The organism is Massilia sp. NP310 (genome assembly GCF_019443485.1).
Taxonomy (GTDB): domain Bacteria; phylum Pseudomonadota; class Gammaproteobacteria; order Burkholderiales; family Burkholderiaceae_D; genus Telluria; species Telluria timonae.
The window spans coordinates 3,757,827-3,781,735 of sequence record NZ_CP080379.1 but is presented as its reverse complement, the minus strand read 5'-3'; the positions used below and the strand labels follow the sequence as shown (position 1 = coordinate 3,781,735).

General features: G+C 63.7%; 23 protein-coding genes. 15 read left to right on the top strand and 8 right to left on the bottom strand.

Annotation, left to right across the window (positions count from 1 at the left end; genetic code table 11):
- A complete protein-coding gene (locus KY496_RS16615; RefSeq protein ID WP_005664775.1) occupies positions 1-255 on the top strand; it encodes a DUF6587 family protein in 255 nt (84 codons plus the stop codon).
- A gap of 9 nt (positions 256-264) precedes the next feature.
- Here the strand turns inward: KY496_RS16615 and KY496_RS16610 are convergent, their stop codons facing one another.
- Positions 265-1,137: a DUF72 domain-containing protein gene (locus KY496_RS16610; protein ID WP_219861619.1), complete on the bottom strand. Its 873-nt coding sequence runs from the start codon at positions 1,135-1,137 to the stop codon at positions 265-267.
- A gap of 143 nt (positions 1,138-1,280) precedes the next feature.
- On the opposite strand from KY496_RS16610, the gene KY496_RS16605 reads away from it, so the two are divergent.
- From KY496_RS16605 to KY496_RS16595, 3 genes are read left to right on the top strand one after another with little or no spacing between them, the layout of a single operon-like run.
- The gene (locus KY496_RS16605) at positions 1,281-1,955 is read left to right on the top strand and encodes a glutathione S-transferase (protein ID WP_005664779.1); all 675 of its coding nucleotides are present in this window, start codon (positions 1,281-1,283) and stop codon (positions 1,953-1,955) included.
- Positions 1,956-1,967: 12 nt separating this feature from the next.
- A complete protein-coding gene (locus KY496_RS16600) occupies positions 1,968-2,744 on the top strand; it encodes a 5'-3' exonuclease H3TH domain-containing protein (RefSeq protein WP_005664780.1) in 777 nt (258 codons plus the stop codon).
- 15 nt (positions 2,745-2,759) lie between these two features.
- On the top strand, positions 2,760-3,158 hold the full coding sequence (locus tag KY496_RS16595; protein WP_219861617.1) for a response regulator: 399 nt from the start codon (positions 2,760-2,762) through the stop codon (positions 3,156-3,158).
- A 6-nt stretch (positions 3,159-3,164) separates the two neighbouring features.
- On the opposite strand, the gene KY496_RS16590 is transcribed toward KY496_RS16595, so the two are convergent.
- The gene (locus KY496_RS16590; RefSeq protein WP_219861615.1) at positions 3,165-3,896 is read right to left on the bottom strand and encodes a GAF domain-containing protein; all 732 of its coding nucleotides are present in this window, start codon (positions 3,894-3,896) and stop codon (positions 3,165-3,167) included.
- A 170-nt stretch (positions 3,897-4,066) separates the two neighbouring features.
- On the opposite strand from KY496_RS16590, the gene KY496_RS16585 reads away from it, so the two are divergent.
- Entirely contained in the window at positions 4,067-5,845 is a 1,779-nt protein-coding gene (locus tag KY496_RS16585; RefSeq protein ID WP_219861613.1) for a bifunctional diguanylate cyclase/phosphodiesterase, read from the top strand.
- A 3-nt stretch (positions 5,846-5,848) separates the two neighbouring features.
- Here KY496_RS16585 and mnmA read toward each other — a convergent pair whose 3' ends face one another.
- Positions 5,849-6,961, bottom strand: a complete 1,113-nt coding sequence (gene mnmA / locus KY496_RS16580; protein WP_219861612.1) for a tRNA 2-thiouridine(34) synthase MnmA — start codon at positions 6,959-6,961, stop codon at positions 5,849-5,851.
- A gap of 18 nt (positions 6,962-6,979) precedes the next feature.
- On the bottom strand, positions 6,980-7,462 hold the full coding sequence (locus tag KY496_RS16575) for an NUDIX hydrolase (protein ID WP_005664785.1): 483 nt from the start codon (positions 7,460-7,462) through the stop codon (positions 6,980-6,982).
- A 246-nt stretch (positions 7,463-7,708) separates the two neighbouring features.
- On the opposite strand from KY496_RS16575, the gene KY496_RS16570 reads away from it, so the two are divergent.
- The 6 genes from KY496_RS16570 to KY496_RS16545 all read left to right on the top strand — a co-directional run bounded on the left by KY496_RS16570 (position 7,709) and on the right by KY496_RS16545 (position 13,654).
- On the top strand, positions 7,709-8,821 hold the full coding sequence (locus tag KY496_RS16570; protein WP_005664786.1) for a Re/Si-specific NAD(P)(+) transhydrogenase subunit alpha: 1,113 nt from the start codon (positions 7,709-7,711) through the stop codon (positions 8,819-8,821).
- A 40-nt stretch (positions 8,822-8,861) separates the two neighbouring features.
- Complete coding sequence (locus KY496_RS16565) at positions 8,862-9,212, top strand: NAD(P) transhydrogenase subunit alpha (protein WP_005664787.1); 351 nt, start codon at positions 8,862-8,864, stop codon at positions 9,210-9,212.
- Positions 9,209-10,666, top strand: coding sequence for an NAD(P)(+) transhydrogenase (Re/Si-specific) subunit beta (locus KY496_RS16560; protein ID WP_219861610.1), 1,458 nt, complete (start codon positions 9,209-9,211; stop codon positions 10,664-10,666). Before KY496_RS16565 ends, KY496_RS16560 begins: the two co-directional genes overlap by 4 nt.
- Before the next feature lie 136 nt (positions 10,667-10,802).
- The gene (locus tag KY496_RS16555; RefSeq protein WP_219861608.1) at positions 10,803-11,693 is read left to right on the top strand and encodes a sce7726 family protein; all 891 of its coding nucleotides are present in this window, start codon (positions 10,803-10,805) and stop codon (positions 11,691-11,693) included.
- A 7-nt stretch (positions 11,694-11,700) separates the two neighbouring features.
- Positions 11,701-12,636: a sce7725 family protein gene (locus KY496_RS16550; RefSeq protein WP_219861606.1), complete on the top strand. Its 936-nt coding sequence runs from the start codon at positions 11,701-11,703 to the stop codon at positions 12,634-12,636.
- Positions 12,637-12,754: 118 nt separating this feature from the next.
- Positions 12,755-13,654, top strand: coding sequence for an RES family NAD+ phosphorylase (locus tag KY496_RS16545; RefSeq protein ID WP_229520297.1), 900 nt, complete (start codon positions 12,755-12,757; stop codon positions 13,652-13,654).
- A 30-nt stretch (positions 13,655-13,684) separates the two neighbouring features.
- On the opposite strand, the gene KY496_RS16540 is transcribed toward KY496_RS16545, so the two are convergent.
- From KY496_RS16540 to KY496_RS16525, 4 genes are read right to left on the bottom strand one after another with little or no spacing between them, the layout of a single operon-like run.
- Positions 13,685-14,833 (bottom strand): FAD-dependent monooxygenase, encoded by a 1,149-nt coding sequence (locus KY496_RS16540; RefSeq protein WP_219861603.1) that lies wholly within the window; start codon positions 14,831-14,833, stop codon positions 13,685-13,687.
- A gap of 13 nt (positions 14,834-14,846) precedes the next feature.
- Positions 14,847-16,190, bottom strand: coding sequence for an aminopeptidase P N-terminal domain-containing protein (locus KY496_RS16535; RefSeq protein ID WP_219861601.1), 1,344 nt, complete (start codon positions 16,188-16,190; stop codon positions 14,847-14,849).
- Positions 16,187-16,909 carry an N-acetylmuramate alpha-1-phosphate uridylyltransferase MurU gene (murU, locus tag KY496_RS16530; protein WP_219861599.1) on the bottom strand — a complete coding sequence of 241 codons (723 nt, stop codon included), beginning with the start codon at positions 16,907-16,909 and terminating at the stop codon, positions 16,187-16,189. The genes KY496_RS16535 and murU overlap by 4 nt, the downstream gene beginning before the upstream one ends.
- An 8-nt stretch (positions 16,910-16,917) precedes the next feature.
- Entirely contained in the window at positions 16,918-17,988 is a 1,071-nt protein-coding gene (locus KY496_RS16525) for an aminoglycoside phosphotransferase family protein (RefSeq protein WP_219861597.1), read from the bottom strand.
- A gap of 114 nt (positions 17,989-18,102) precedes the next feature.
- Here KY496_RS16525 and KY496_RS16520 point away from each other — a divergent pair, with 114 nt between their 5' ends.
- From KY496_RS16520 to rsmA, 4 genes are all read left to right on the top strand, one after another.
- Complete coding sequence (locus KY496_RS16520) at positions 18,103-20,355, top strand: LPS-assembly protein LptD (RefSeq protein ID WP_005664807.1); 2,253 nt, start codon at positions 18,103-18,105, stop codon at positions 20,353-20,355.
- A gap of 102 nt (positions 20,356-20,457) precedes the next feature.
- Positions 20,458-21,819: a peptidylprolyl isomerase gene (locus KY496_RS16515; RefSeq protein WP_229520296.1), complete on the top strand. Its 1,362-nt coding sequence runs from the start codon at positions 20,458-20,460 to the stop codon at positions 21,817-21,819.
- A gap of 4 nt (positions 21,820-21,823) precedes the next feature.
- Complete coding sequence (gene pdxA, locus KY496_RS16510) at positions 21,824-22,915, top strand: 4-hydroxythreonine-4-phosphate dehydrogenase PdxA (RefSeq protein ID WP_005664811.1); 1,092 nt, start codon at positions 21,824-21,826, stop codon at positions 22,913-22,915.
- A 14-nt stretch (positions 22,916-22,929) separates the two neighbouring features.
- The gene (gene rsmA / locus KY496_RS16505; protein ID WP_005664813.1) at positions 22,930-23,703 is read left to right on the top strand and encodes a 16S rRNA (adenine(1518)-N(6)/adenine(1519)-N(6))-dimethyltransferase RsmA; all 774 of its coding nucleotides are present in this window, start codon (positions 22,930-22,932) and stop codon (positions 23,701-23,703) included.
- The last annotated feature ends 206 nt before the right edge of the window (positions 23,704-23,909 follow it).

The window sequence follows — 23,909 nt, the reverse complement described above, 5'->3', positions numbered from 1 at the left end:
ATGCAGGAATTGGCCGTCATCGTTATCGTGCTTGCCTCCGCGCTGTACCTGGGCGCGAAATACATGTCGGCCGGCCTGCGCGCGCGCCTGGTCATGCACCTGACCCGGGGCGGCCGCAAGTCCGTCCTGGCGCGCTGGCTGGACAAGTCGGGCGGCGGCGGTTGCGGCGGCGGCAGCTGCGGCAGCGGTTGCACACCCAAGCAACCGGACCCGCCCGGCAAGCACCGCGTGATCAGGCTGCACCAGAAGCATTGAGTTTTCTCTTCAATCCCGCAGCGCCGCGATCAGGCGCTGCGCGTCGAACGGCGCATGCACCTTGATGTCGTTGTCGAAGTAGCAGTAGACGTCGCGCTTGCCGCGCTTGCGCGGCGCCTTGCTCGATGCCAGGCAGGCATCCTGCGCTTGTCCCCCATCGCGCCAGGCGCGAATCTTCCTTGCCCAGTTCTCGATGGCCTCGTCGTCGTAGCCGCTCGCATACAGTTCCTTGTCGCCATGCAGGCGCACGTACACGAAGTCGGCCGTCACGTCCTCGATCTGCGGCCAGCGCCCGGCGGTGTCGGCCACCACCAGCGCCACCTTGTGCTTGCGCAGCAGGGCGATGAAGGCGGGGTCGCGAAAGCTCTCGTGGCGGATCTCGACCGCGTGCCGCATCGCTCTCCTTGGTCCGGGATCGAGCGTGACCCTGCCTTCCATGCGCGCCTCATGACCCCTGGCCAGTTCGGCCGCGGCATGGGTATCATGCGGCAGCAAGGAGAGAAACGTCTCGAAGCGTTCCGGCTCGAAGGCGAAGTTGGGCGGGAACTGCCACAGCATGGGGCCGAGCTTCTCGCGCAGCTCGAACATGCCCGAGGCCAGCACATTGGCCAGCGGCTTGGCGACGTCGCGCAGGCGCAGCATATGGGTGATGAAGCGGTTGCCCTTGACCGCGAACACGAAGCCGGGCGGCGTGGCAGCGTACCAGGCGGCATAGCTCGCGGGCCGCTGCAGCGAGTAGAACGCGCCGTTGATCTCGATGCTGGGCAGCTGGGTCGCGGCGTATTCGAGCTCGCGGTGCTGGGCCAGCCCCGGCGGATAGAACTTGCCGCGCCACGGCACGTAGCGCCAGCCCGAGATGCCGATGTAGGTCGATCCGCTCATGCCTTGCCACGATACACGGCGCGGCGGCGCGCGGTCGTGCGCTGGCGCACCCAGCCGGGGCCCATGCCGCCGGAGCGGCGACGCCCTTTTGGCAAAGGCGCAACAGTGCTAAGCTAGCGCCCATCGTCACTCCCAGAGCCGCCATGATCGTCGTCCATCACCTGAACAATTCGCGCTCGCAGCGCATCCTGTGGCTGCTGGAAGAGCTGGGCCTGGAGTACGAGATCAAGCGCTACCAGCGCGACCCCAGGACCATGCTGGCCCCGCCCGAGCTGAAGGCGGTGCACCCGCTGGGCAAGTCGCCGGTGATTACCGACGGCGACCTGGTCGTGGCCGAGTCGGGCGCCATCGCCGAGTACCTGGTCGAGCGCCATGGCGAGGGCCGACTGCGGCCCGCGGCCGGCACCCCGGCGCGCCTGCGCTACACCCACTTCCTGCACTATGCCGAGGGGTCGGCGATGCCGCCGCTGCTGCTCAAGCTGGTGTTCGACAAGGTCGAGAACAGTCCGATGCCGTTCTTCGTCAAGCCGATCGCGCGCGGCATCGCGCAAAAGGTCAAGGGCAGCTTCGTGCTGCCGCAGATCGCGCTGCACCTGGGCTACCTGGAAGCGGAACTGGGCAAGCATCCCTGGTTCACCGGCGAGGAGTTCACGGCGGCCGACATCCAGCTCAGCTTCCCGCTGGAGGCGGCGGCCTCGCGCGGCGGACTCGATGGCAAGTACCCGAACCTGAGCGATTTCCTCGAGCGCATCCACGCGCGGCCGGCCTACCAGCGCGCGCTCGAGCGCGGCGGCAAGTACGAGATTGGAAAGGCCTGACGGAGTCCCAGCATGGCCAAGCTGCTCGCCATCGACGGCCTGAACATCGTGCGCCGGGTGTACGAGGCCAGTCCCGAGCCCGATTCAAGCCTGAAGGCCAGTATCGCGCTGCGCCACGCCTTCTCGTCGTTTCGCAACGTGCTCGAGACGCATGCGCCGACCCACGTGCTGGCGGCCTTCGACCATGGCGGCGAGAACTGGCGCCACGCGCTGTATCCGCGCTACCGCGAGGGCAGGGCGGCGATGCCCCATGAATTGCGCGCGGCGCTGCCCGAATTCCACGAGCGCCTGCGCGCCGCGGGCCTGCACGTGGTGTCGATTCCCGAGGTCGAGGCCGATGACGTGATCGCCACCGGCGTGATGCGCTGGCTGTCGGAAGGACGCGGCGAAGCCATCGTCGCCACCACCGACAAGGACCTGCACCCCCTGATCGCGCATGGCGCGCTGGTGTGGGACCATTTCAAGAACGAATGGCACGACGACGCCTGGGTGCGCCAGCGCTTCGGCGTCGCGCCCGAGCTGCTGCACGACCTGCTGGCGCTGATGGGCGATCCGACCGACGGCGTGCCGGGCGTGTCCAAGATCGGCATGAAGACCGCCGCGCGCCTGCTCAATGCCTATGGCAGCCTCGACGCCGTCATTGCCGGCGCCGGCATCCTCAAGACGCCGCTGGGAGAAAGGCTGCGCGCCGAGCGTGAGATACTCGAGATCTCGCGTTGCCTGGTGTCGCTCAAGCTCGATGTGCGCCTGGGCGTGACCTGGAACATGCTGGCCTATGAATCGAATTAGAAGGAAAACGACGCGATGCTCAAGACGGTAATCGTGGATGGAAACGCGGTGTCGCGTTCGATGCTGGGCACCGTGCTGGCCGACGGCAGCTACGAGGTGGTGGGCGCGACCCACACCAGCGCGCTCGGCTACGGCCTGGCGATCAAGCACCGTCCGCACGTGATCTGCATCGCGCGCGAGCAGGTCGAGGACGGCAACAACGTGGTCGAGCAGCTGCGCGCCGAGCTGCCCAAGACCCTGATCTTCCTGGTCTCGGGCACGCTCGACGCGCAGGCCGTGCAGTCGGCGGCGGCGCGCGGCGTGCACGGCTTCATCGTCAAGCCGTTCAAGGCCGACACCGTGCTCAAGACCATCCGCAATACCGTGATCGCCTTCGTCAAGAAGCAGCAGGCTTCCGCCGCCAAGCCCGATTGACGGTTCCTAGCCGCGGCGCCCGATTTCGTCGGACGCGATCGCGGCCAGTTCGCGCAGCGCGCGCAATTCGCGCTCGCGCAGGCGGCGCGGCTCGCGGTCCAGCACGCACAGCGAGCCGAGCGCCATGCCGCGCGCGTCCAGCACCGGATAGCCGGCATAGAAGCGGATGTGCGGTTCGCCCGTCACCAGCGGATTGGCGGCGAAGCGCGGATCGGCGAGCGCATCTTCCACCACGAAGGCGGCGTCCTGCATGATCGTATGGCTGCAGAAAGCGACCTCGCGCGGCGTCTCGCTTTGCGCCAGGCCGATGCGCGACTTGAACCACTGGCGCCGGCCAGAGAGAAGCGTGAGCAGGGCCATCGGACAATCGGTCACATGGCTGGCCAGCCAGGTCAGGCGGTCGAATACTTCTTCCTGGGGCGAGTCCATCAGCCTCGTCGCGGCGAGCGCCGCCAGGCGCTGCGCTTCGTTGCGCGGCGCCGGATAGGCGGGAGCGGGCGCGGGGAGGAATTCTCCGGTCGGCGGGGACGCGTCCACCGCGGCGGCGTCCGCTTCGCGCTGGCGCAGCAAACGATGCACCTCGCTCAGACGCACGCGGCGATGGCCGCCCGGCGTTTTCCAGGTCGGCAGCGCGCCGCCTTCCATCCACACCTGGGCAGTGCTCACCGCCACGCCGAGCAGGCGCGCCGCGTCGCGTGTGGTCAGGATCGGATCGTCGTTCTCGGTTTTCATCGTCATGGAGGCTGTATTGCTCTGATCGCTCAATTTTACACGAAGCAACATAAAATAACGAATATGACGATCAATTGCCGATATTTGTTGACTCACGGAATTTTTTTCGCAACAATAGCTTCAACTTCGTCAATTTCATCACTTTTTTGCGCGTGTGCGCAACAGTCAGGGCCCCCATGAACTCACCTATCGAACCGGCACTATTTGCTTGTTCTGCTCAAGAAGCGGCGCGTCTCGAGGCCCTGCACCGCCTGGAACTGTTGGACACGCCGCCCAGCGAGGCCTTCGACCGCATCACGCGCATGGCCGCCCAGCTGTTCAACCTGCCGATCGCGGCGGTGTCGCTGACCGACAGCGACCGCCAGTGGTTCAAGTCGAAGGTCGGCGTCGAGCATGATTCGATCCCGCGCCTGCGCGCGCCGTGCGCGGAGGTGGCCGATACCGCCCACCTGCTGGTCGTGCCCGACCTGCTTGAAAACGCCTATTTCCGTGACAGCAAGCTGGCCGCCGACGGCATCCGCTTTTATGCCGGCGCACCGCTCGTGACCAGCGACGGTTTTGCGCTGGGCGCGATGTGCGTGCTGGGCACCGAGCCGCGCCAGGTGACGGCGGCCGAGAGCCAGGCGCTGCAAGACCTGGCGACGATGGTGATGGCGCAGATCGAGCTGCAGCACGCGCTGGGCCGGATCGACCCGATCAGCGGCCTGCCCAACCGCAACCAGTTCATCAGCGATTTCACCGACCTCGAGCTGGCCGGGCCGGCCGGCGACATGCGGCTGGCGGCCCTGGTCAGCCTGGCCAGCCCGCAGGAACTGAGCGACGCCCAGCGCGTGATGGGGTCCGGCTATCTCGACGAGATGGTGCGCGACGCGGTGCCGCTGCTGCGCCTGGGCGGCGCCGGCAAGATCTACCATGTCGCCAGCACCCAGTTCGCCTTCTTCGCGCCACCCGGCGTCTCGCTCGAGACCTTCCGCGCCCAGCTGCAGTCCTGGCTCGACGCCCGTTCCGGTCATGGACAGGCGCGCTTCATCACCACGACCACGGTCGGCATCGCCCCGTTCACGGTCGGCCAGACCGAGGGCCTGGACCTGCTGCGCAATATGCACAGCGCCGCCCACGACGGCCTGGCCGCCGAGCGCTGCGTGCGCGTGTTCTCGTCCGAGCACGACGCCATCCTGCAGCGCCGCTTCTGGGTGGTGAACGCCTTCCGCGCCGCGCTCGAGAGCCGCAGCCAGCTGCACCTGGTGTACCAGCCCAAGGTCGCCCTGAAGGACGGCGCCTGCGCCGGCGTCGAGGCGCTGCTGCGCTGGACTCATCCCGAGAAAGGCGCCATCTCGCCGGGCGAATTCATCCCGGTGATCGAAGGCACCTCGCTGGCGCGCGCCACCACCGAATGGGTGCTGGCCGCCGCGATGCGCCAGATGGCCGCATGGCGCCACGACGGCGTCGCCCTGCAGGTGGCGGTCAACGTGTCGGCGGTGAACCTGGAAGAACCGGATTTCTGCGACCGCGTACCGAAGCTCCTGACGCGCCACCGCGTGCCGGCGTCCAGCCTGGCGCTCGAACTCACCGAAAGCGCGCTGATGCGTAATCCCAAAGTGGCGCAGGTCACGCTGGAACGCCTGGCGCGCGCCGGCGTGCAGCTGGCGATCGACGACTTCGGCACCGGCTACAGCAGCCTGGCCTACCTGCAAAGCCTGCCGGCGAACGTGGTCAAGATCGACCAGAGCTTCATGCGCAATCTGGCCCACGACGAACGCCGGCGCGCGCTGGTGGGGACGATGATCAAGCTGTCGCACGACCTGGGCCACAAGGTGGTGGCCGAAGGCGTGGAGACGGTGGAGGTGGAAGACTTCCTGCGCGCGGCGGGCTGCGACGAGGTGCAGGGTTACCTGCATGCGCGCCCGCTGGCGCCTGGCGCGCTGGCCGAATGGCTGGCCGGGCGCGCGCGCTGAGGATTACGCGACGCCCGAGCGGGCGTCGATGATGCCGCCGCCCAGGCAGACGTCGCCGTCGTACAGCACGGCCGACTGGCCGGGCGTGACTGCCCATTGCGGATCGCTGAAATCGAGGGCGAATCTACTGTCGCCTTCGGCCAGCACCTTGCAGGCCACGTCGGCCTGGCGATAACGGGTCTTGGCCGACAGCTCGCGCGGCGCCGGGGCTGCGCCCGCGATCCAGCTGGCCTGGCCCGCTTCCAGGCGGTTCGACAGCAGCCATGGGTGGTCATGGCCCTGCACGATGTACAGGGTGTTGGCCTCGATGTCCTTGCGCGCCACGAACCATGGCTCGCTGGTGCCGTCCGCGTTCTTGCGCGATTTCAGGCCGCCGATGCCGATGCCCTTGCGCTGGCCCAGCGTGTAGAACGACAGGCCGACGTGCTCGCCGACCTTGGTGCCGTCGTCGAGCCTGATCGGGCCCGGCTTGTACGACAGGTAGCGGTTCAGGAAGTCGCGGAACGGGCGCTCGCCGATGAAGCAGATGCCGGTCGAATCCTTCTTGGCGGCGTTCGGGAGCTTGAGCTTTTCGGCGATCTTGCGCACTTCGGTCTTGGGGATCTCGCCCAGCGGGAACAGCGACTTCGAGAGCTGCGCCTGGTTCAGGCGATGCAAGAAGTAGCTCTGGTCCTTGGTGGCGTCGAACGCCTTCAGCAGCTCGAACTTGCCGCTGCCCGTGTTCTGGCGCACGCGCGCGTAGTGGCCGGTCGCGATCAGGTCGGCGCCCAGCTTCATCGCATGGTCGAGGAAGGCCTTGAACTTGATTTCGGCGTTGCACAGCACGTCCGGGTTGGGCGTGCGGCCGGCCTGGTATTCGCGCAGGAACTCCGCGAACACGCGGTCCTTGTATTCGGAGGCGAAGTTGACCGCCTCGATGTCGACCCCGACCACGTCGGCCACGCTGGCCGCGTCGATCCAGTCCTGGCGCGTCGAGCAGTATTCGGAGTCGTCGTCGTCTTCCCAGTTCTTCATGAACAGGCCGACCACGTCGTAGCCTTGTTCTTTCAGCATCCACGCCGCGACCGAGGAGTCGACTCCGCCCGACATCCCGATCACGACTTTTTTCTTGCTCATGTTACGTCCGTATTGAATTCAGATCCCGCCCTCGAACACCGAGGAATGGGTGTATAGCAGGGACAGCGGCGTGCTTCGTCCGGCCAGATAGTCGTCCACGCACTGGAGCACGATCGGGCTGCGGTGGCGGTCGGCGGTGGCGGCGATCTCGTCGCGCGTCATCCACAGGGTGCGCAGGATGCCTTCGTCGAGCGGCTGGTCGAACTTGCGGCCGACTGTGCCGGCGAAGGTGAAGCGCAGGTAGGTGACGTCGGCATTGCGCGACTTCGAGTGGTAGCGCGACATGTACATGCCCACCAGCGTGCGCGGGATGAACTCGTGGGCGGTTTCCTCGAGCGCTTCGCGCACGACCGCCTGCTCCAGCGATTCGTGCGGGTCGAGATGGCCGGCGGGCTGGTTCAGCTTGACGCCCTCGCTCGTCTCTTCCTCGATCAGCAGGAAACGGCCCTCGTGCTCGATGATCGCAGCCACGGTAACCGATGGTTTGAAGATGTCGCTCATGCCTGTCCTTGAAAATGAGCCGGTATTCTACCTCGGGCCGGGCCTGCTCTGCTCAGCCTTGCCCCGCCTGCGGTGCTTGCCTGTCGTTAATTGGGCTTGATCTGTCGCAAAAATGCGCGCAAATACACTGCTTACCTTGTGTTTGCTCAGCACAACAGCATTATCACCAAAAGAAATTTATATTTGGGCAATTGTTGTAAAGACGTGATAGATTGGGAGCCGGCGCATCCACGTACGGAGGAATCCATGAGGATAGGCATACCGGCCGAGACAAGGCCGGGCGAGACACGTGTTGCAGCAACACCTGAAACCGTCAAGAAGCTGGCCGCGAAACACCAGGTCCTGGTGCAGTCCGGCGCCGGCCTGCATGCCGCGGCGCCCGACAGCGCCTATGAAGCGGCCGGGGCCAGCATCGTCGACGGCGCCGCCGCCTTCGGCGCGGACATCGTCCTGAAGGTGCGCAGCCCCGATGCCGCCGAACGCGGCCTGATGCGGCGCGACGCGGTGCTGGTCGGGATGCTCGATCCCTTCGACGCCGACAATCTCGCCGCGCTGGCCGCGAGCGGCCTCACCGCCTTCGCGCTGGAAGCGGCGCCGCGCATCACGCGCGCGCAGTCGCTCGACGTGCTCTCTTCGCAGGCGAATATCGCCGGCTACAAGGCCATCCTGCTGGCCGCCAACACCTACGGACGCTTCATGCCGATGCTGATGACGGCGGCCGGCACGGTCAAGGCGGCGCGCGTGCTGATCATGGGCGTGGGCGTGGCCGGGCTGCAGGCGATCGCCACCGCCAAGCGCCTGGGCGCCGTGATCGAGGCGTCCGACGTGAGGCCTCCGGTCAAGGAGCAGGTGGAGTCGCTCGGCGCCAAATTCATCGACGTGCCGTATCTCACCAGTGAAGAACGCGAGATCGCCCAGGGCAGCGGCGGCTATGCGCGGCCGATGCCGGCCGACTGGATGCGGCGCCAGGCCGAGCTGGTGCACGAGCGCGCGAAACTGGCCGACATCGTCGTCACCACCGCCCTGATCCCGGGCCGCAAGGCGCCCACCCTGATCGGCGAGGAGACGGTGCGCGCCATGAAGCCGGGCTCCGTGATCGTCGACATGGCCATCGCCCAGGGCGGCAACTGCCCGCTGACGGAGCTGGGCAAGACAGTCATCAGGCACGGGGTGCACATCATCGGCGAGCCGAACCTGGCGGCGCTGGTGCCGGCCGATGCGTCGGCCCTGTATGCGCGCAACGTGCTGGACTTCCTCAAGCTCGTGATCGACAAGGACGACCGCTTCTTCATCGACCGCGAGGACGAGATCGTGACCGCGACGCTGGTGTGCGCGGGCGGGGACGTGTTGCGCAAGTAGATTCAGTCGGGCCAGAACAGAACAGGACAGGAGACTAGGCATGGACATCAGCCACACCATCATCAACCTGATCATCTTCGTGCTGGCGATCTACGTCGGCTACCACGTGGTCTGGACCGTCACCCCCGCGCTGCACACGCCGCTGATGGCGGTCACCAATGCGATTTCGGCGATCGTGATCGTCGGCGCCATGCTGGCCGCGGGCCTGACCGAGGGCCTGACCGGGCGCGTGGCCGGCACGGTCGCGGTGGCGCTGGCGGCGGTGAACGTGTTCGGCGGCTTCCTGGTCACCCAGCGCATGCTGGAGATGTTCAAGAAGAAGGAGCCGAAGGCCGCGAAGGCGCCGGTCGAGGGCAAGGTCGAGGAGAAGATCGAGGAGAAGCAGGCATGAACGCCATCAGCATGAACGTCGTCACCCTGTTCTACCTGGTCGCCTCGGTATGCTTCATCCAGGCGCTCAAGGGCCTGTCCTCGCCCTCGACCGCGCGCATCGGCAACGCCTTCGGCATGGCCGGCATGGCGATCGCCGTGGTCACCACGGTGGCGCTGATGCTCAAGCTGCAGGACAGCCTGGGGCAGGGCGGCGGCTCGGGCTTCGGTCTGGTGCTGCTGGGCGTCGTGGTCGGCGGCGCGATCGGGGCGTACGCCGCGAAGAAGGTCGAGATGACCAAGATGCCCGAGCTGGTGGCGGCCATGCACTCGCTGATCGGCCTGGCGGCGGTGTGCATCGCGATCGCCGCCGTGTCCGAACCCTGGGCCTTCAATATCGCCACCCGTGAGACGCCGCTCCCGTTCGGCAACCGGCTGGAGCTGTTCATCGGCACCTTCGTCGGCGCGGTGACCTTTTCGGGTTCGGTGATCGCCTTCGGCAAGCTGTCGGGAAAATACAAGTTTCGCCTGTTCCAGGGGGCGCCGGTGCGCTTCGCCGGACAGCACATCCTGAACCTGGCGCTGGCGATCGCGATCATCGTGCTGGGATTGCTGTTCTGCTTCGCCGACGGCGTGGCGCCAAGCTGGACGCCGTTCATCGTGATGGCGGCGCTGGCCTTCGTGCTGGGCGTGTTGATCATCATCCCGATCGGCGGGGCCGACATGCCGGTGGTGGTGTCGATGCTGAACTCGTATTCCGGCTGGGCGGCGGCCGGCATCGGCTTCTCGCTGAACAACTCGATGCTGATCATCGCCGGCTCGCTGGTTGGCTCGAGCGGCGCGATCCTCTCGTACATCATGTGCAAGGCGATGAACCGTTCCTTCTTCAATGTGATCCTGGGCGGCTTCGGCGGCGAAGCCGCCGCGGACGACGGCGGTGCGAAAGAGCAGCGTCCGGTGAAATCGGGTTCGGCCGAGGACGCCGCCTTCATCCTGCAGAACGCCGAGTCGGTGATCATCGTCCCCGGCTACGGCCTGGCGGTGGCGCGCGCCCAGCACACGGTGAAGGAGCTGGTCGACAAGCTGACCGAACACGGCGTGACGGTGCGCTATGCGATCCACCCGGTGGCCGGCCGCATGCCGGGCCACATGAACGTGTTGCTGGCCGAAGCCGAAGTCCCCTACGACCAGGTGGCCGAGATGGAAGACATCAACGGCGAGTTCGGCCAGACCGACGTGGTGCTGGTGCTGGGCGCCAACGACGTGGTGAACCCGGCCGCGAAGGACCCGAAATCGCCGATCGCCGGGATGCCGATCCTGGAGGCCTACCGCGCCAAGAGCATCATCGTCAACAAGCGCTCGATGGCCTCCGGCTACGCCGGCCTGGACAACGACCTGTTCTACCAGCCCAACACGATGATGGTGTTCGGCGACGCCAAGAAGGTGATCGAGTCGATGGTCAAGGCCGTCGAATAGTATACGGCTTTGCACTTAAGACTCAATGGCGTTACTGGAGTATACTGAAGGGTTTGCTTGGCGCTAAGTGTTATGTGTACACTTGGTTCTCGCAGCTTTTTTGATCTCCAGTACGATCATTTTTCATTGGCAACTTATGGGCAGTACGATCAATTCAAACCAGCTCGCCTATGCTGCGAAGCTGTTTTCTCCTGTAATTCTACAAGAGATGGGGCAGTACGGCCAATCTCCTTCTTTTTGCAGATTAGCAAATGAGTCTGGTCTATTGGATAAGGCGGAATATATTGATGTAAGGGATTTTTTCGATGCGGCATTTCTTGCGCTGCGCAAGAAGTCCAATCGTTATGAGTACATATATAAGAGCGCTATTGCTCATAAGGTCTTGCTCGGAGTGCATTCGCTGAAAACAGCGTCGATGCTTTCCGAATTTAGAGTAGGGATGTCCAAGGCTGACATGGTGATACTTAATGGTACCTCGACCGTCTACGAAATAAAAACCGAGCGAGATAATTTAGATAGATTGCCAGGTCAAATCTCTGACTACCGCAAGGTATTTGCAAAGATAAATGTCATTTGTGCTGAAAATCATATTGATGCTGTAGAGCAATGCGTAGACTCGTCTGTCGGGATTTTGGTGCTAAATGATCGCCATAAAATAACGACTATACGTGAAGCATTGGATCGGAAAAAATTTATCGATCCTCGAGCTGTGTTTGACTCCATACACAAAAATGAGGCTCTGCTAATTTTGGATAAAATGGGGGTGGCTCACCCAAAGGTTCCAAACACTCAGTTTCATCGCGAAATGACTGGAATTTTTTCATCTATCGATCCAAGCAGCTTGCACAAATGCATGATTGAGGTTATAAAGGAGACGCGCTCTCGACATGCTTTGGCTGAGAGCTTAAAGGCATTGCCAAAATCCTTATATATGGCAGCTTTTTCCACCACATTGCGTCCTTCTGAGTATAAAAACTTAATTAAGGCGCTAAGTACACCACTTTCAGTGGCGTTAGCCTGGGCTTGAGAGAGAAATGTATTATCCATATTTTCGCGGAAAGCAGTACGACCTTATTACGCTTCGTGACTGTGCCCAGGTTATAGCGGATGCAGGATTCATTCCGATCTTAGAGCCAGTCAAAGAAGCATTGACTGGGCTGATACGTAGTGTAGAAGCACTCACTTCGGCAGGTGGAAGACTCATACTCATAGTTAATCCATCAAACGGGCATCATGTGAAAGACTGTGGTCCGATTCATGACTTTATGAGAACTCCGCTGGGTAAGCATGTAAATATTTCTCCAGCTTTTGTGTTAAGTTCTGAAACTAGTGTCGCTGAGATTTCTGATTTCTTAACTGAGTATGATGGGAGAGAGTTGACGTTCATCCACAGCGGATTCGCTAATGCGAAATCTCTGGTTGAGTATCTGGGTGAGTCAGTTAAAAATATTCGCCAGGTTTTTATTGATGGCCGCTGTAGCTCTCTCTATATGAAACACTTTAGAGATGCGCATCGAATACTTATACGTGATGGGTTCGAGCGACGAGCGAACCGTGAGCATCCTCCAGTTGAGATATTTTCAGATTTGCATGTTACTTTTGGTGATCTTGGCATGCAAGGATTTGGCGACTTTCTAATTGTGGGTGATGAATTTTCTTTAACAGGGGGTCCCGCGTATGCGGTGGCTATTCACTTAACATGCATTGATGATGATAACGACGACGTAATGTTGGTACATCACTTCAAATCAATTAGATTTGAAACCCCAACTGATCCTGCTGGCAAGTTCGCAGAGGCTTTGCAAAAACTGGTTGATGAGGTCAATACTCCTGGCACAAAAATTCTACGTACGCCAGCAGTTGAAGAGTTTTTTTCCTTGCATGCTCAAGGCCACTTCCCGGGTTTGGGTTACATCAAAAAACTGTCGATGAATCATCACGTTCAAACGATGGCTGCTTATTTTAGATAAAATGTCAAGTTTTTGCTGCCCTGAATGTTTCGGAGATCGTCATCTTAAGCTGCAATTATTCCCGGCGTTGTCAATTAATCGAGGACAATGCTCATATTGCGGATCAAATGCTCAGCCCTTGTTAAGCCCAATTGATTTGCGAGAGCAGTTTGAACTATTAATTAGTCTGTATACGCGTGACGAAAATGGCCTGACTTTAGTTGAATGGTTAAAAAAAGACTGGGCAATGTTCAGTCATGAGAAGATGGACGTTGCGCATTCTAAAGATCTTTTAGGTGAGATTTTAGACGATGGCGAGATCGTTCGCAGGAAATTTAACCCACGGGAGCCTGTCGGTACGCAAGCCATTCAACAATGGGATCAGTTGCGAACGGAATTGATGCACCGAAATCGTTTCTTTCCTGCTATAACAATCGATTTAGATCGATTGGCAAGGCTTTTACCTTATCTTTTGATCGATACTGCTGAAATTCCTCAAATCTGGCATCGTGCGAGAATTCAGCAGACCAACACTACGTTCACCCCGGACGAGATGGGGTGCCCTCCTAAGCATTTAGCATCCCATGGGCGAGCTAATCCAGCAGGAATTCCTTATTTATATTTGGCTTCGGAAGAAATTACGGCAATATCTGAAGTGCGGCCGCAGCCGGGAGAGGTTGTGAGCGTCGCTAGATTTTCTATTCCTGAGCTAAAGATAATAGATCTTCAAAACCCTCGCCGCACCGTCTCACCATTTATTTTGTCTGATGAAATCGAACTCAGCGCGTTGCGAGCTGATATTGAATTTCTCGAAAAACTAGGCGAGGAGCTTACGCGTCCGGTATTGCAGCGTTCAGCAGCGTTCGATTACATACCAAGTCAGTACCTTTGCGAATATGCAAAGCGATGTGGATTCGATGGTGTCATGTACCGTAGTGCAGCAGAGGGAGGTAGTAACCTAGCACTTTTTGACGCAGAACGTGCCAAAGTAATTGATGTTTCTTCCCGCAATATTACACGAGTAGTTGTTGAGATTTAGTTGGCAGGTTTTAGGTCTTCTTCAGTCAAACTAGCGGCGGCCGAACATCATCAGGTCGGCGAGGAGCGTGCGCGCCGGGCGCGCCAGGTCGAGGGCGGCGAGGCCCAGGCCCAGCAGTGGCTGCAGCGGCTTGCTGCCGGTAAAGGCGCGGGCCATGGTGTCGGTCAGGCCGATCGTCAGCTTGCGGTCTTGCGCGCGCTCTTCCTGGAAGCGTTCGATCGCGGCCGGGCTGGCGTCGCGCGCCAGCTGGCGCGCCAGGACGGCGGCGTCGCGCAGGCCCAGGTTCAGGCCCTGCCCGGCGACCGGGTGCAGGGTTTGCGCGGCATTGCCGATGGCGACCGTGCGCGCCGTGGCGCGCGCTTCGGCGTTCAGGCCGAGGGGGAAGGCGACGCGCGAGGAGACTTTCGTGAACGTGCCAAGGCGCGTGCCGAAGGCGTCGCCAAGTTGTTGCAGGAATCGGGTGTCGTCCAGGTCGAGAATCGTGCCGGCGCGCTCGGGACGCACGCACCACACCAGCGCATACTGGTGGCCATCGGGACCGTCTTCCGGCAGCAGCGCCAGCGGGCCTTCGTCGGTGAAACGCTCGAAAGCGCGGTGCGCGATCGGCGCGTCGCTGGTCACGCGCGCGATCACGGCGCTCTGTTCGTAGTCGCGGCTCCTGGCGCGACCGTCTTGCTGGCCGAAGATGCCGCCTTCGGCCTGGACCGCCACCTGGGCGCGCACCGTGCGGCCGTCGTCCAGCGCCAGCAGCGCACCGTCGGCGGTTTCGTCCAGCGCCTGCACGCGCGCCGGACGCAGCATGACGACGCCGGCCGCCTCGCCGCGCCGCGCCAGGGCGTCGACCACGGCGCCGTAGCGCGTGACGTAGCCCAGCGCCTCGACGTCGTGGTCGCGCCGGTCCATCAGGCTGCGGCCCAGCTGGCCGCGGCGCGAGACGTGGATCTGGTGGATCGCCGTGGCCGGCAGCGGCCAGGCTTTGAGCTCGTCCAGCAGTTGCACGCTGCCCCAGGACAGCGCGATCGAACGCGGGTCCGAGATCGCCTGGCCCAGCGACTTGCCGTCGACCAGGGCGATGCGCGCACCCGGCACCCCGCGCCGCGCCAGGAAGGCGGCCAGCGCCAGGCCCACCGGGCCGGCGCCGCAGATCGCCACGTCGAAATCCAGAGTTTGTTCCGTCATCGTGTTTCCCGCATCAGTGCTTCCGCATCAAAGCTTCAATATCCGCCACTTCCTTCGGCGCGTCGGCGCTCAGGATGTGGCAGCCGGCGTCGGTCACGACCACGTCGTCCTCGATCCGGATGCCGATGTTCCAGAATCGTTCCGGCACGCCCTCGCCGGGCCGCACATAGATGCCCGGCTCCACCGTCAGCGCCATTCCCGGCAGCAGGGGACGCGACGGCTTGTCGGGCAAGGTGACGTCGCGGTAGGCGCCGACGTCGTGCACGTCCATGCCCAGCCAGTGGCCGGTGCCGTGCATATAGAACTGCGTGTAGGCGCGCGTGGCGATCGCCTCGTCGAGCGTGCCCACCTTGTTCCGGTCGAGCAGGCCGAGGTCGAGCATGCCTTCGGTGAGCACCCGCACCGCCGCATCGTGGATCGCGCTGTACGGCCGGCCTGGATGGATGGCCGCGAGCGCCGCGGTCTGGGCGCGCAGCACCAGTTCGTACAGGGTGCGCTGGGCGTCGCTGAAGCGGCCATTGGCCGGATACGTGCGCGTGATGTCGCTGGCGTAGCCGTCCAACTCGCAGCCGGCGTCGATCAGCACCAGGTCGCCATCGGTGATACGCCGATCGTTGGCGTTGTAGTGCAGCACGCAGGCTTGCGGGCCGGAGGCGACGATCGAGGGATAGGCCGGGAATTGTGCCCCGTTGCGGCGGAACTCGTGCAGCAGCTCGGCCTCGATCTCGTACTCGAACATGCCGGGCCGGGTGGCGCGCATCGCGCGCGCATGGGCCTGGGCCGAGATCACGCCGGCGCGCGCCATCAGCGCAATCTCATGCTCGTCCTTCAAGAGCCGCATTTCGTCCAGCATGGCCAGCAGGTGATGGGTCGTCTGCGGCGCCGTCACGCCCGTGCGCCCGCGTGCGCGCACCGCCTTGAGCCAGCCGGCCACCCGGGCGTCGAGTTCGGCGCCGTGGCCCAGCGCGTAATACAGCGCCGGCGCATCGGCCAGGATGTCGGCCATGCGCGCATCGAGTTCATCGATCGGCCAGGCCTCGTCGAAGCCGAACGCATCGCGCGCCGCTGCGGGACCGAAGCGAAAACCCTCCCAGATCTCGCGCTCGACATTCTTCTCGCGGCAGAACAGGATCGTGCGCGCCGGCCGTTCTCCCCGGGCCGCGACCAGCGCCACGAAGCTTTCCGGTTCGGCGAACCCGCTCAGGTAATAGAAATGGCTGTCGTGGCGGTAGGGATAGTCGCTGTCGCCGTTGCGCGGCACTTCCGATGCGGTGCCGAGCACGGCGACCGCGCCCGGCTGCATCCGCCCCAGCAGCTGCGCGCGCCGGGCGGCATGCGCAGCGCAATGCGGCATCATGACGCCGTCTTGGCCGCCCGCAGCGGCGCGTTCAGTTCTTCCAGCTGCCCCACGGTGCCGACGTTGACCCACTGGCCCTGGTAGATCTCGCCGCCGACGCGGCCCTGTTCGATGAACTTGCGCATCAGGGGCCCGAACTTGAGGAATTCTCCGGCCTTGATCCCGTCGAACATCTCGGCGCGATACACGCCGATGCCGGCGAAGTTCCACTTGGTGGCGCCGTCGTTCTTGAGTGTGTACATGTCGAGCGCGAAGTCGCCTTCCGGGTTGTGCCACGGGTTCGGCGTCAGCCACAGCCAGGCGATGTCGCGCTGGTCGACCGGGTAGGGAACACCCACCGCGTCTTCATCTTTCAGCGCGTCCAGCGCCAGCGAAAAATCGAAGTAGGGCGCATAGATGTCGCCCGACACCGCCAGGAACGGTTCGTCGCCCAGCAGGTGCAGCGCATTGGCGATGCCGCCCGCGGTCTCGAGCGGCGTCGGCTCGTGCGAGTACACGATGCGCGCGCCGTAGCGGCTGCCGTCGCCCAGTTCTTCCTCGATCATGTGGCCGAGGTGGGAGTGGTTGATGACAATCTCGGTGATCCCGGCGCGCACCAGGTTGAGCACGTGCCAGGTGATCAGGGGCCGCCCGCGCACCTTCAATAAAGGCTTGGGGCAGCTGTCGGTCAGGGGCCGCATGCGCTCGCCGCGGCCGGCGGCGAAAATCATCGCTTTCATGCTGGACCTCAGAAGGTGTAGCCGACTTGCGGCGCCTTGTCTTCGAGGGCGTCGAGCAGGCGCAGCAGCGGCTTGAGTTCGGTGTAGCGGTTCGCGGTCTTGCGCACGTAGTCGATCACCGTCGGCAGGTCGCCCATGTAGTGCGACTTGTTGTCGCGGTAGTTCAGGCGGCAGAAGATGCCGAGGATCTTCAGGTGGCGCTGCATGGCCATGAACTCGAAGTCGCGGTAGAAGGCGTCGATGTCCGGGTTGACCGGCAGGCCGGCCTGCTTGGCGCTCTGCCAGTAGCGCACCACCCAGTCCAGCACGATCTCTTCGTCCCACTGGATGTAGGCGTCGCGCAGCAGCGAAGCCAGGTCGTAGGTCACCGGGCCGTACACGGCGTCCTGGAAATCGAGCACGCCGGGGTTGCCCTGGTCGAGGAACATCAGGTTACGCGAATGGAAATCGCGGTGCATGAACACCTGCTGCTGCGCCAGCACGTTCGAGGCGATTGCCTCGAATACCTTGTCGAGTTGGGCCTGCTGCTTGTCGTCGAGCGTGACGCCCAGGTGGCGGTTCAGGTACCACTCGGGGAAGATGTTCAGCTCGCGCAGGATGAAGGCGCGGTCGAACTCGGGCAGCACGCCAGGCTGGCTGGCCATCTGGAACTTGAGCAGGGCGTCGACCGCATCCGAATACATGAAGGCGGCGTTGTCGCTGGACAGGCGCGCCAGGTAGGTGGTGGTGCCCAGGTCGCCCAGCAGCAGGAAGCCCTGCTCGACGTTGCGCGCGGCGATCGCCGGCACGGTCACGCCGGCGTCGAACAGCAGGCCCTGCACGTGGATGAAGGCCGGCACGTTCTCGCGTTCCGGCGGCGCGTCCATGGCGACCAGGGTCGCGCCCAGCTTGTCCTGCATGGCGGGCACGACGTCGTAGCGGAAGTAGCGGCGAAAGCTCGCATCGACGGAGGCAGGGCGGCCGGTTCCGACTTCCACCAGGCCGGTCGAGGCCAGCCAGTCGTTCAGCTGTGCCAGGCGCGGATCGGTATCAAGCGCGGCGCTGACAGAAGTGGAAGAATTTTGATACAAAGATGACATGAAGCGGCCTGACGAATCCGGTTGGTTGAGCTAATTCCCATATAATAAGGGATTCATTCTAAAAAAACCGCCCTTTATGGTGCACGTCCGATTTTCCATGAGCTGCGATTTTCCATGAGCTGGTCGTCAAGCCAACCTTTCCCACCGCGGCAGGTCCTCGCGCTCTATGCATTGGTTTCCGCAACCGCGGTTCCGGCATTCGCCCAGAGTGTTCCCCCTGCGCCACAAGCTGAAGACGAACTTCCCGTCGTTATCCAGGCCGAGGAGATCGGCGGCCGTCCCGACCGCCGGCTGGACCTCAACCGCAACGTCGAGATCACGCGCGGCCAGAGCGGCATCACCGCCGATACCGCCTGCTACCTGCGGGTCGAGGACGAAGTCACGGCCACCGGCAACGTGAACATGTGGCGCTTCGGCGACCGCTACAAGGGCGACGAGCTGCAACTGAACCTCGAGACCGGCAAGGGCTACCTGCTCAATCCGACCTATTTCCTGGCCGACAGCAATGGCCAGGGACAGGCCGACCGCATCGACTTCCTGGGCGAGCAGCAGGCCCTGGTGCGCAACGGCACGTACAGCACCTGCGAAGGCCCCGATCCCGACTGGTATCTCAAGTCGAGCACCCTGCGCCTGGACAACGGCCGCGACGTCGGCACCGCCGGCAAGACCATCATCTATTTCAAGGACGTGCCGATCATCGGCACCCCGGCGATGTCGTTCTCGCTGTCGGGCCAGCGCCGCTCCGGCTGGCTGCCGCCCACGGTGGGCTTCGGCTCCCAGGGCAAGGCCGAGGTGATGGTGCCGTACTACGTCAACATCGCCCCGAACCGCGACCTGACGCTGTATCCACGCATGATGTTCGACCGCGGCTTCCAGATGGGCGCCACCGGCCGCTACCTGGGCAGCACCTACCAGGGCGAGACCCACGTCGAGGTCTTGCCGGACGACCGCGAGACCAATACCACGCGCTGGCGCGTCGACTCGCTGCACAGCCAGTCGATCAAGCCGAACTGGTCGTACGGCTGGAACCTGCACGGCGCCTCGGACGACGAATACCCGTCCGACTTCTCGCGCACCGTCGCCGCCAGCGCCGAGCGCCAGCTGCTGCGCGAGGTGCGCACCGATTACTATGGCCAGTTCTGGAGCCTGACCGCGCGCGCCCAGAACTACCAGGTGCTGCAGGACCCGGCCGCCGCGACCAATCCGAGCCTGACGGTGCCGCGTCCCTACGACCGCCTGCCGCAGATTAACTTCCGCGCCGCGCGCTACGACGTGGCCGGTTTCGACTGGTCGATCGACGCCGAGGCGACCCGCTTCGATCACCCGACCCTGGTCACCGGCAACCGCGCCGTGGTGCAGGGCCAGGTGAGCTATCCGATCGTGCGTCCGGGCTGGTTCGTCACGCCCAAGCTGATGTACAACGCGGCCAAGTACGACATCCAGGACCATATCGACCGGGCCGGCCTGGACACCAAGCTGACGCGCACGATCCCGACCTTCTCGTTCGACAGCGGCATGGTGTTCGAGCGCCAGACCACGCTGTTCGGCGGCGCCGCCACCCAGACCCTCGAGCCGCGCCTGTTCTATGTCTACACGCCGTACGAGAACCAGGACGACGTGCCGCTGTTCGACACCGGCCGCGCCGGCTTCAACTACGCCCAGCTGTTCTCCGAGAACCGCTACGTGGGCCTGGACCGCGTGTCCGACGCCAACCAGGTCACGGCCGCCCTGGTGTCGCGCTTCATCCAGGAAGACGGCGCCGAGCGCCTGCGCCTGGCCTTCGGTCAGCGCCTGTATCTCGAAGAGCCGCGCGTGCGCATCCCTGGCGAAGAACAACACAAGAGCCGTTCCGACCTGCTGCTGGCCGCCGCCGGCACCATTTCCGAGTCCTGGACCTTCGATAGCGGCGTACAATACGATGCGAACGGAAGCAGTTTGTACAGCTCGAATGTGGGTGTACAGTGGCGTCCGGGGCCGATGAAGGTGTTGAACGCCGAATACCGTTATCAGCGTGACAGCTTCCGCAATATCGACCTGTCGGCGCAGTGGCCGATCGGCCGCCGCTGGTATGGCGTGGGCCGGGTCAGCTACGCGCTGCGTTCGTATGGGGTGGGGCAAGAGGTCAATCCGGCCACCGGCGGCAAGCTGATCGAGAGCCTGATCGGTCTCGAATACAAGGCCGATTGCTGGGTGTTCCGGATGGGCGCGCAGCGTTTCGTGACCGCGGCGCAAGAGACGTCGACGCCGATCTTCTTCCAGCTCGAGCTCAATGGCTTGTCGCGCCTGGGCCTGGGTAATCCGCTCGAGTCGTTCAACAAGAGCATCCCGGGCTATACGCGACTGAATACCGGAATTGGACGTCCATAAGCAAGCGTTCAGACTAGCAGTCCATAATTCGTCCTTGATGTGAACTATCCTGAAATGAGTGCTTTCCAGATGATGCGTACTACCCGTTTGCAGTCCCTCCAGATGGCGGCAGCACTGCTGTGCGCGCTGTCCGCCGGCCAGGCGCTGGCCCAGGCCGCCACCACGCCAGCCGCCAAGGCGGAAACGCCGGCGTCCACCGGCGGCGGCTTCCTGCCGCCGGCATCGGCCAATGCCAAGGTGATCGATTCGATCCAGGTCGTCGTCAATGACGAAGTGATCACCCGCAATGAAGTGGCCGGCCGCGTGGCCCAGGTCAGCCAGAACATGAAGGCACGTAACGCCCAGATGCCCGACCCGGCCACCATGGAGCGCCAGGTGCTCGAGGCGATGATCGTCGAACGCGCCCAGCTGCAGCTGGCCAAAGAGATGGGCGTCAAGGTCGACGACCGCACCCTGGACGCCACCATCGGCCGCATCGCCGAAAATCAAAAGATGTCGGTGCAGGACATGCGCAACCAGATGGAAAAAGAGGGCATGCCGTTTGCCCAGTTCCGCGAAGACATCCGCAACGAGATCATGATGCAGCGCCTGCGCGAGCACGAGGTCGACAGCAAGATCCAGGTGTCCGAGGCCGAGATCGACACCTATATGGCGGCCGCCAAGGCTGCCGAGGCCGACCGCATCGAGGTCGACATCTCCCAGATCCTGGTGCGCGTGCCAGAGAACGCCTCGCCCGAGCAGATCGCCGCGCGCGCCGCGCGCGCCGAGGAAGTGATGCGCCAGCTGCGCACCGGCGCCGACTTCGCGCGCATGGCCTCGACCTATTCCGACGCGCCCGACGCGCTCAAGGGCGGCGAGATCGGCTGGCGCGACGCCGACCGCCTGCCGCCGATGTTCTCGACCGAGCTGCGCAAGCTCGAAGCGGGCCAGGTCACGCCGATCCTCAAGACCAACGTCGGTTTCCACATCCTCAAGCTGGCGGGCAAGCGCTCGCTCGGCGGCGAGACCGAGAAGTCGGTAGTCGAGCAGACGCACGCGCGCCACATCCTGATCAAGGTCACCCCGACCATGACCGAGGGCGAGGTCAAGCGCAAGCTGCTCGAACTGAAAGAGAAAATGGACAACAATGCCGGCACCTTCGAAGACCTGGCGCGCCTGCACTCGCAGGACGGCTCGGCCTCGAAGGGCGGCGACCTGGGCTGGTTGTACCCGGGCGACACGGTGCCGGAATTCGAGACCGCGATGAACGGCCTGAAGCCGGGCGAGGTGTCGGACGTCATCCAGTCGCCGTTCGGCTTCCACCTGATCCAGGTCATCGGACGCAAGAGCGAAGACGTCACCCAGCAGAAGGAGCGTAACGTGGCGCGCCAGGTGCTGCGCGACCGCAAGATGCAGGAAGCGATGGAAGACTGGATGCGCCAGGTGCGCGACCGCGCCTACGTCGAGTTCCGCGAGGAGCAGTAACAAGATGGTTGCGCCACAGGCGCCCGGGCGCCCGTTGGCGCATTGGGGGGCCGCATCCCCAAGGCCCGTGCTCGCTATTACAGTCGGCGAGCCCGCCGGCATCGGTCCCGAGATCGCGATCCGCGCCGCCTGGGCCCTGCGCGAGCAGGCCAACTGCGTGCTGCTCGGCGACGCCGCCTTCCTGGCGATGACGGCCAGCTATATCGATCCAGCTATCCGCCTGTCGGCGCTGTCGACCCAGGCCTTGCGCAACGGCGGCCTGCCGCACTTCGGCGCCGACCGCCTGGCGGTGGTCGACGTGCCGCTGGCGGCGCACGTGGTGCCGGGCCGGCTCGATCCCGAGAATGGTCTTGCCGTGCTGGCCACGCTGGACCTGGCCATCGAAGGCTGTGGCTGTGGGTGGTTCGACGCCATCGTCACCGCGCCGCTGCAAAAAAGCACGATCAACGACGCCGGCATCGCGTTTTCGGGACACACCGAATACCTGGCCGAGAAGACCGGCACGCCCAAGGTGGTCATGATGCTGGCCGGCGCGCCGGCACATGACCAGCCCTACCTGCGCGTCGCCCTGGCCACCACCCACTTGCCGCTGAAGGATGTGCCGGGCGCGCTCACGCGCGACAACCTGACCCAGGTGCTGGACATCCTGCACGCCGACCTGCGCGACAAATTCGGCATCGCGGCGCCCGTGATCCTGGTCACCGGCCTGAATCCGCACGCCGGAGAAAACGGCTATCTCGGCCGCGAAGAGATCGACGTCATCACGCCGGTGCTCGAGGCCGCCCGCAGCCGCGGCATCGATGCGCGCGGCCCGTATCCGGCCGACACCCTGTTCCAGCCCAAGTACCTGAAGGATGCGGATTGCGTGCTGGCGATGTACCACGACCAGGGCTTGCCGGTGCTGAAGCACGCGACCTTCGGGCGCGGCATCAACGTCACCCTGGGCCTGCCCCTGATCCGCACCTCGGTCGACCACGGCACCGCCCTCGACCTGGCGGCCGAGGGCCTCGGCCTGGCCGACTGCGGCAGCATGGAAGAGGCGATCCGCGCCGCCATGCACATGGTGGCCGCGCGCCGCCAGGCCACTTCCGAATAACCAAGAAAGCAAGCATGAAACACGTCGCACGCAAGCGCTTCGGCCAGAACTTCCTGACCGATGACCATGTCCTGAACAATATCATCGACGCCATTGCGCCGCGGCGCGGTGAAACGATGGTCGAGATCGGCCCGGGCCTGGCGGCGATGACGGCGCTGCTGCTCAAGTCGCTCGACCATATGCACGTCGTCGAGCTCGACCGCGACCTGGTGGCGCGCCTGGAAAAAGCCTACCCGCGCGAGCGCCTCAGCGTGCATTCGGGCGACGCGCTCAAATTCGATTTCGGTTCGATCCCGGTGCTGGAGGGACAAAAACTGCGCGTGGTCGGCAACCTCCCGTACAACATTTCCAGCCCGCTGCTGTTCCACCTGGCCGAGTTCGCCCATCTGGTCGAGGACCAGCACTTCATGCTCCAAAAGGAAGTGGTCGAGCGCATGGTGGCCGAGCCGGGCACCAAGGCCTACAGCCGCCTGTCGGTGATGCTGCAATGGCGCTACGACATGGCCATGCTGTTCATCGTGCCGCCGACCGCCTTCGATCCGCCGCCGCAGGTCGACTCGGCCATCGTGCGCATGGTGCCGACCCGGCGCCAGTTGCCGTGCGACGGCAAGCGCCTGGAGGCGGTGGTGGCCAAGGCCTTCTCGCAGCGGCGCAAGGTCATTCGCAACTGCGTGGCCGGCATGTTCACCGAAGCGCAGCTGGTCGAGGCGGGCATCGATCCGGGCGTGCGTCCGGAAGCGGTCAGCCTGGAACAATACGTGGCGCTGGCCAACCTCCCCGTATCCTGACCCAGGGTGGTCGGCTACGCCGACCACGCGTTCAGCATCATCTGCCCCAATCAGCGCCGCCCGTCGGCGCTTTTTTTGCGTCGAAACACGTCCTGCTGCGCCGCAGCATACGGGTTATCACGTATTTCCGGGCGCTCGGTCGCCCATTTGCGCAGTCTGTCGCATGCCGCTGGAGAGCTGCGGCCCCATTTTCTATAGTGCTCACA

Coding starts and splice junctions, on each gene's coding strand:
- KY496_RS16615 (WP_005664775.1), top strand. CDS start 1: ATGCAGGAATTGGCCGTCATCGTTATCGTGCTTGCCTCCGCGCTGTAC.
- KY496_RS16610 (WP_219861619.1), bottom strand. CDS start 1,137: ATGAGCGGATCGACCTACATCGGCATCTCGGGCTGGCGCTACGTGCCG.
- KY496_RS16605 (WP_005664779.1), top strand. CDS start 1,281: ATGATCGTCGTCCATCACCTGAACAATTCGCGCTCGCAGCGCATCCTG.
- KY496_RS16600 (WP_005664780.1), top strand. CDS start 1,968: ATGGCCAAGCTGCTCGCCATCGACGGCCTGAACATCGTGCGCCGGGTG.
- KY496_RS16595 (WP_219861617.1), top strand. CDS start 2,760: ATGCTCAAGACGGTAATCGTGGATGGAAACGCGGTGTCGCGTTCGATG.
- KY496_RS16590 (WP_219861615.1), bottom strand. CDS start 3,896: ATGACGATGAAAACCGAGAACGACGATCCGATCCTGACCACACGCGAC.
- KY496_RS16585 (WP_219861613.1), top strand. CDS start 4,067: ATGAACTCACCTATCGAACCGGCACTATTTGCTTGTTCTGCTCAAGAA.
- mnmA (WP_219861612.1), bottom strand. CDS start 6,961: ATGAGCAAGAAAAAAGTCGTGATCGGGATGTCGGGCGGAGTCGACTCC.
- KY496_RS16575 (WP_005664785.1), bottom strand. CDS start 7,462: ATGAGCGACATCTTCAAACCATCGGTTACCGTGGCTGCGATCATCGAG.
- KY496_RS16570 (WP_005664786.1), top strand. CDS start 7,709: ATGAGGATAGGCATACCGGCCGAGACAAGGCCGGGCGAGACACGTGTT.
- KY496_RS16565 (WP_005664787.1), top strand. CDS start 8,862: ATGGACATCAGCCACACCATCATCAACCTGATCATCTTCGTGCTGGCG.
- KY496_RS16560 (WP_219861610.1), top strand. CDS start 9,209: ATGAACGCCATCAGCATGAACGTCGTCACCCTGTTCTACCTGGTCGCC.
- KY496_RS16555 (WP_219861608.1), top strand. CDS start 10,803: ATGGGCAGTACGATCAATTCAAACCAGCTCGCCTATGCTGCGAAGCTG.
- KY496_RS16550 (WP_219861606.1), top strand. CDS start 11,701: ATGTATTATCCATATTTTCGCGGAAAGCAGTACGACCTTATTACGCTT.
- KY496_RS16540 (WP_219861603.1), bottom strand. CDS start 14,833: ATGACGGAACAAACTCTGGATTTCGACGTGGCGATCTGCGGCGCCGGC.
- KY496_RS16535 (WP_219861601.1), bottom strand. CDS start 16,190: ATGATGCCGCATTGCGCTGCGCATGCCGCCCGGCGCGCGCAGCTGCTG.
- murU (WP_219861599.1), bottom strand. CDS start 16,909: ATGAAAGCGATGATTTTCGCCGCCGGCCGCGGCGAGCGCATGCGGCCC.
- KY496_RS16525 (WP_219861597.1), bottom strand. CDS start 17,988: ATGTCATCTTTGTATCAAAATTCTTCCACTTCTGTCAGCGCCGCGCTT.
- KY496_RS16520 (WP_005664807.1), top strand. CDS start 18,103: ATGAGCTGGTCGTCAAGCCAACCTTTCCCACCGCGGCAGGTCCTCGCG.
- KY496_RS16515 (WP_229520296.1), top strand. CDS start 20,458: ATGGCGGCAGCACTGCTGTGCGCGCTGTCCGCCGGCCAGGCGCTGGCC.
- pdxA (WP_005664811.1), top strand. CDS start 21,824: ATGGTTGCGCCACAGGCGCCCGGGCGCCCGTTGGCGCATTGGGGGGCC.
- rsmA (WP_005664813.1), top strand. CDS start 22,930: ATGAAACACGTCGCACGCAAGCGCTTCGGCCAGAACTTCCTGACCGAT.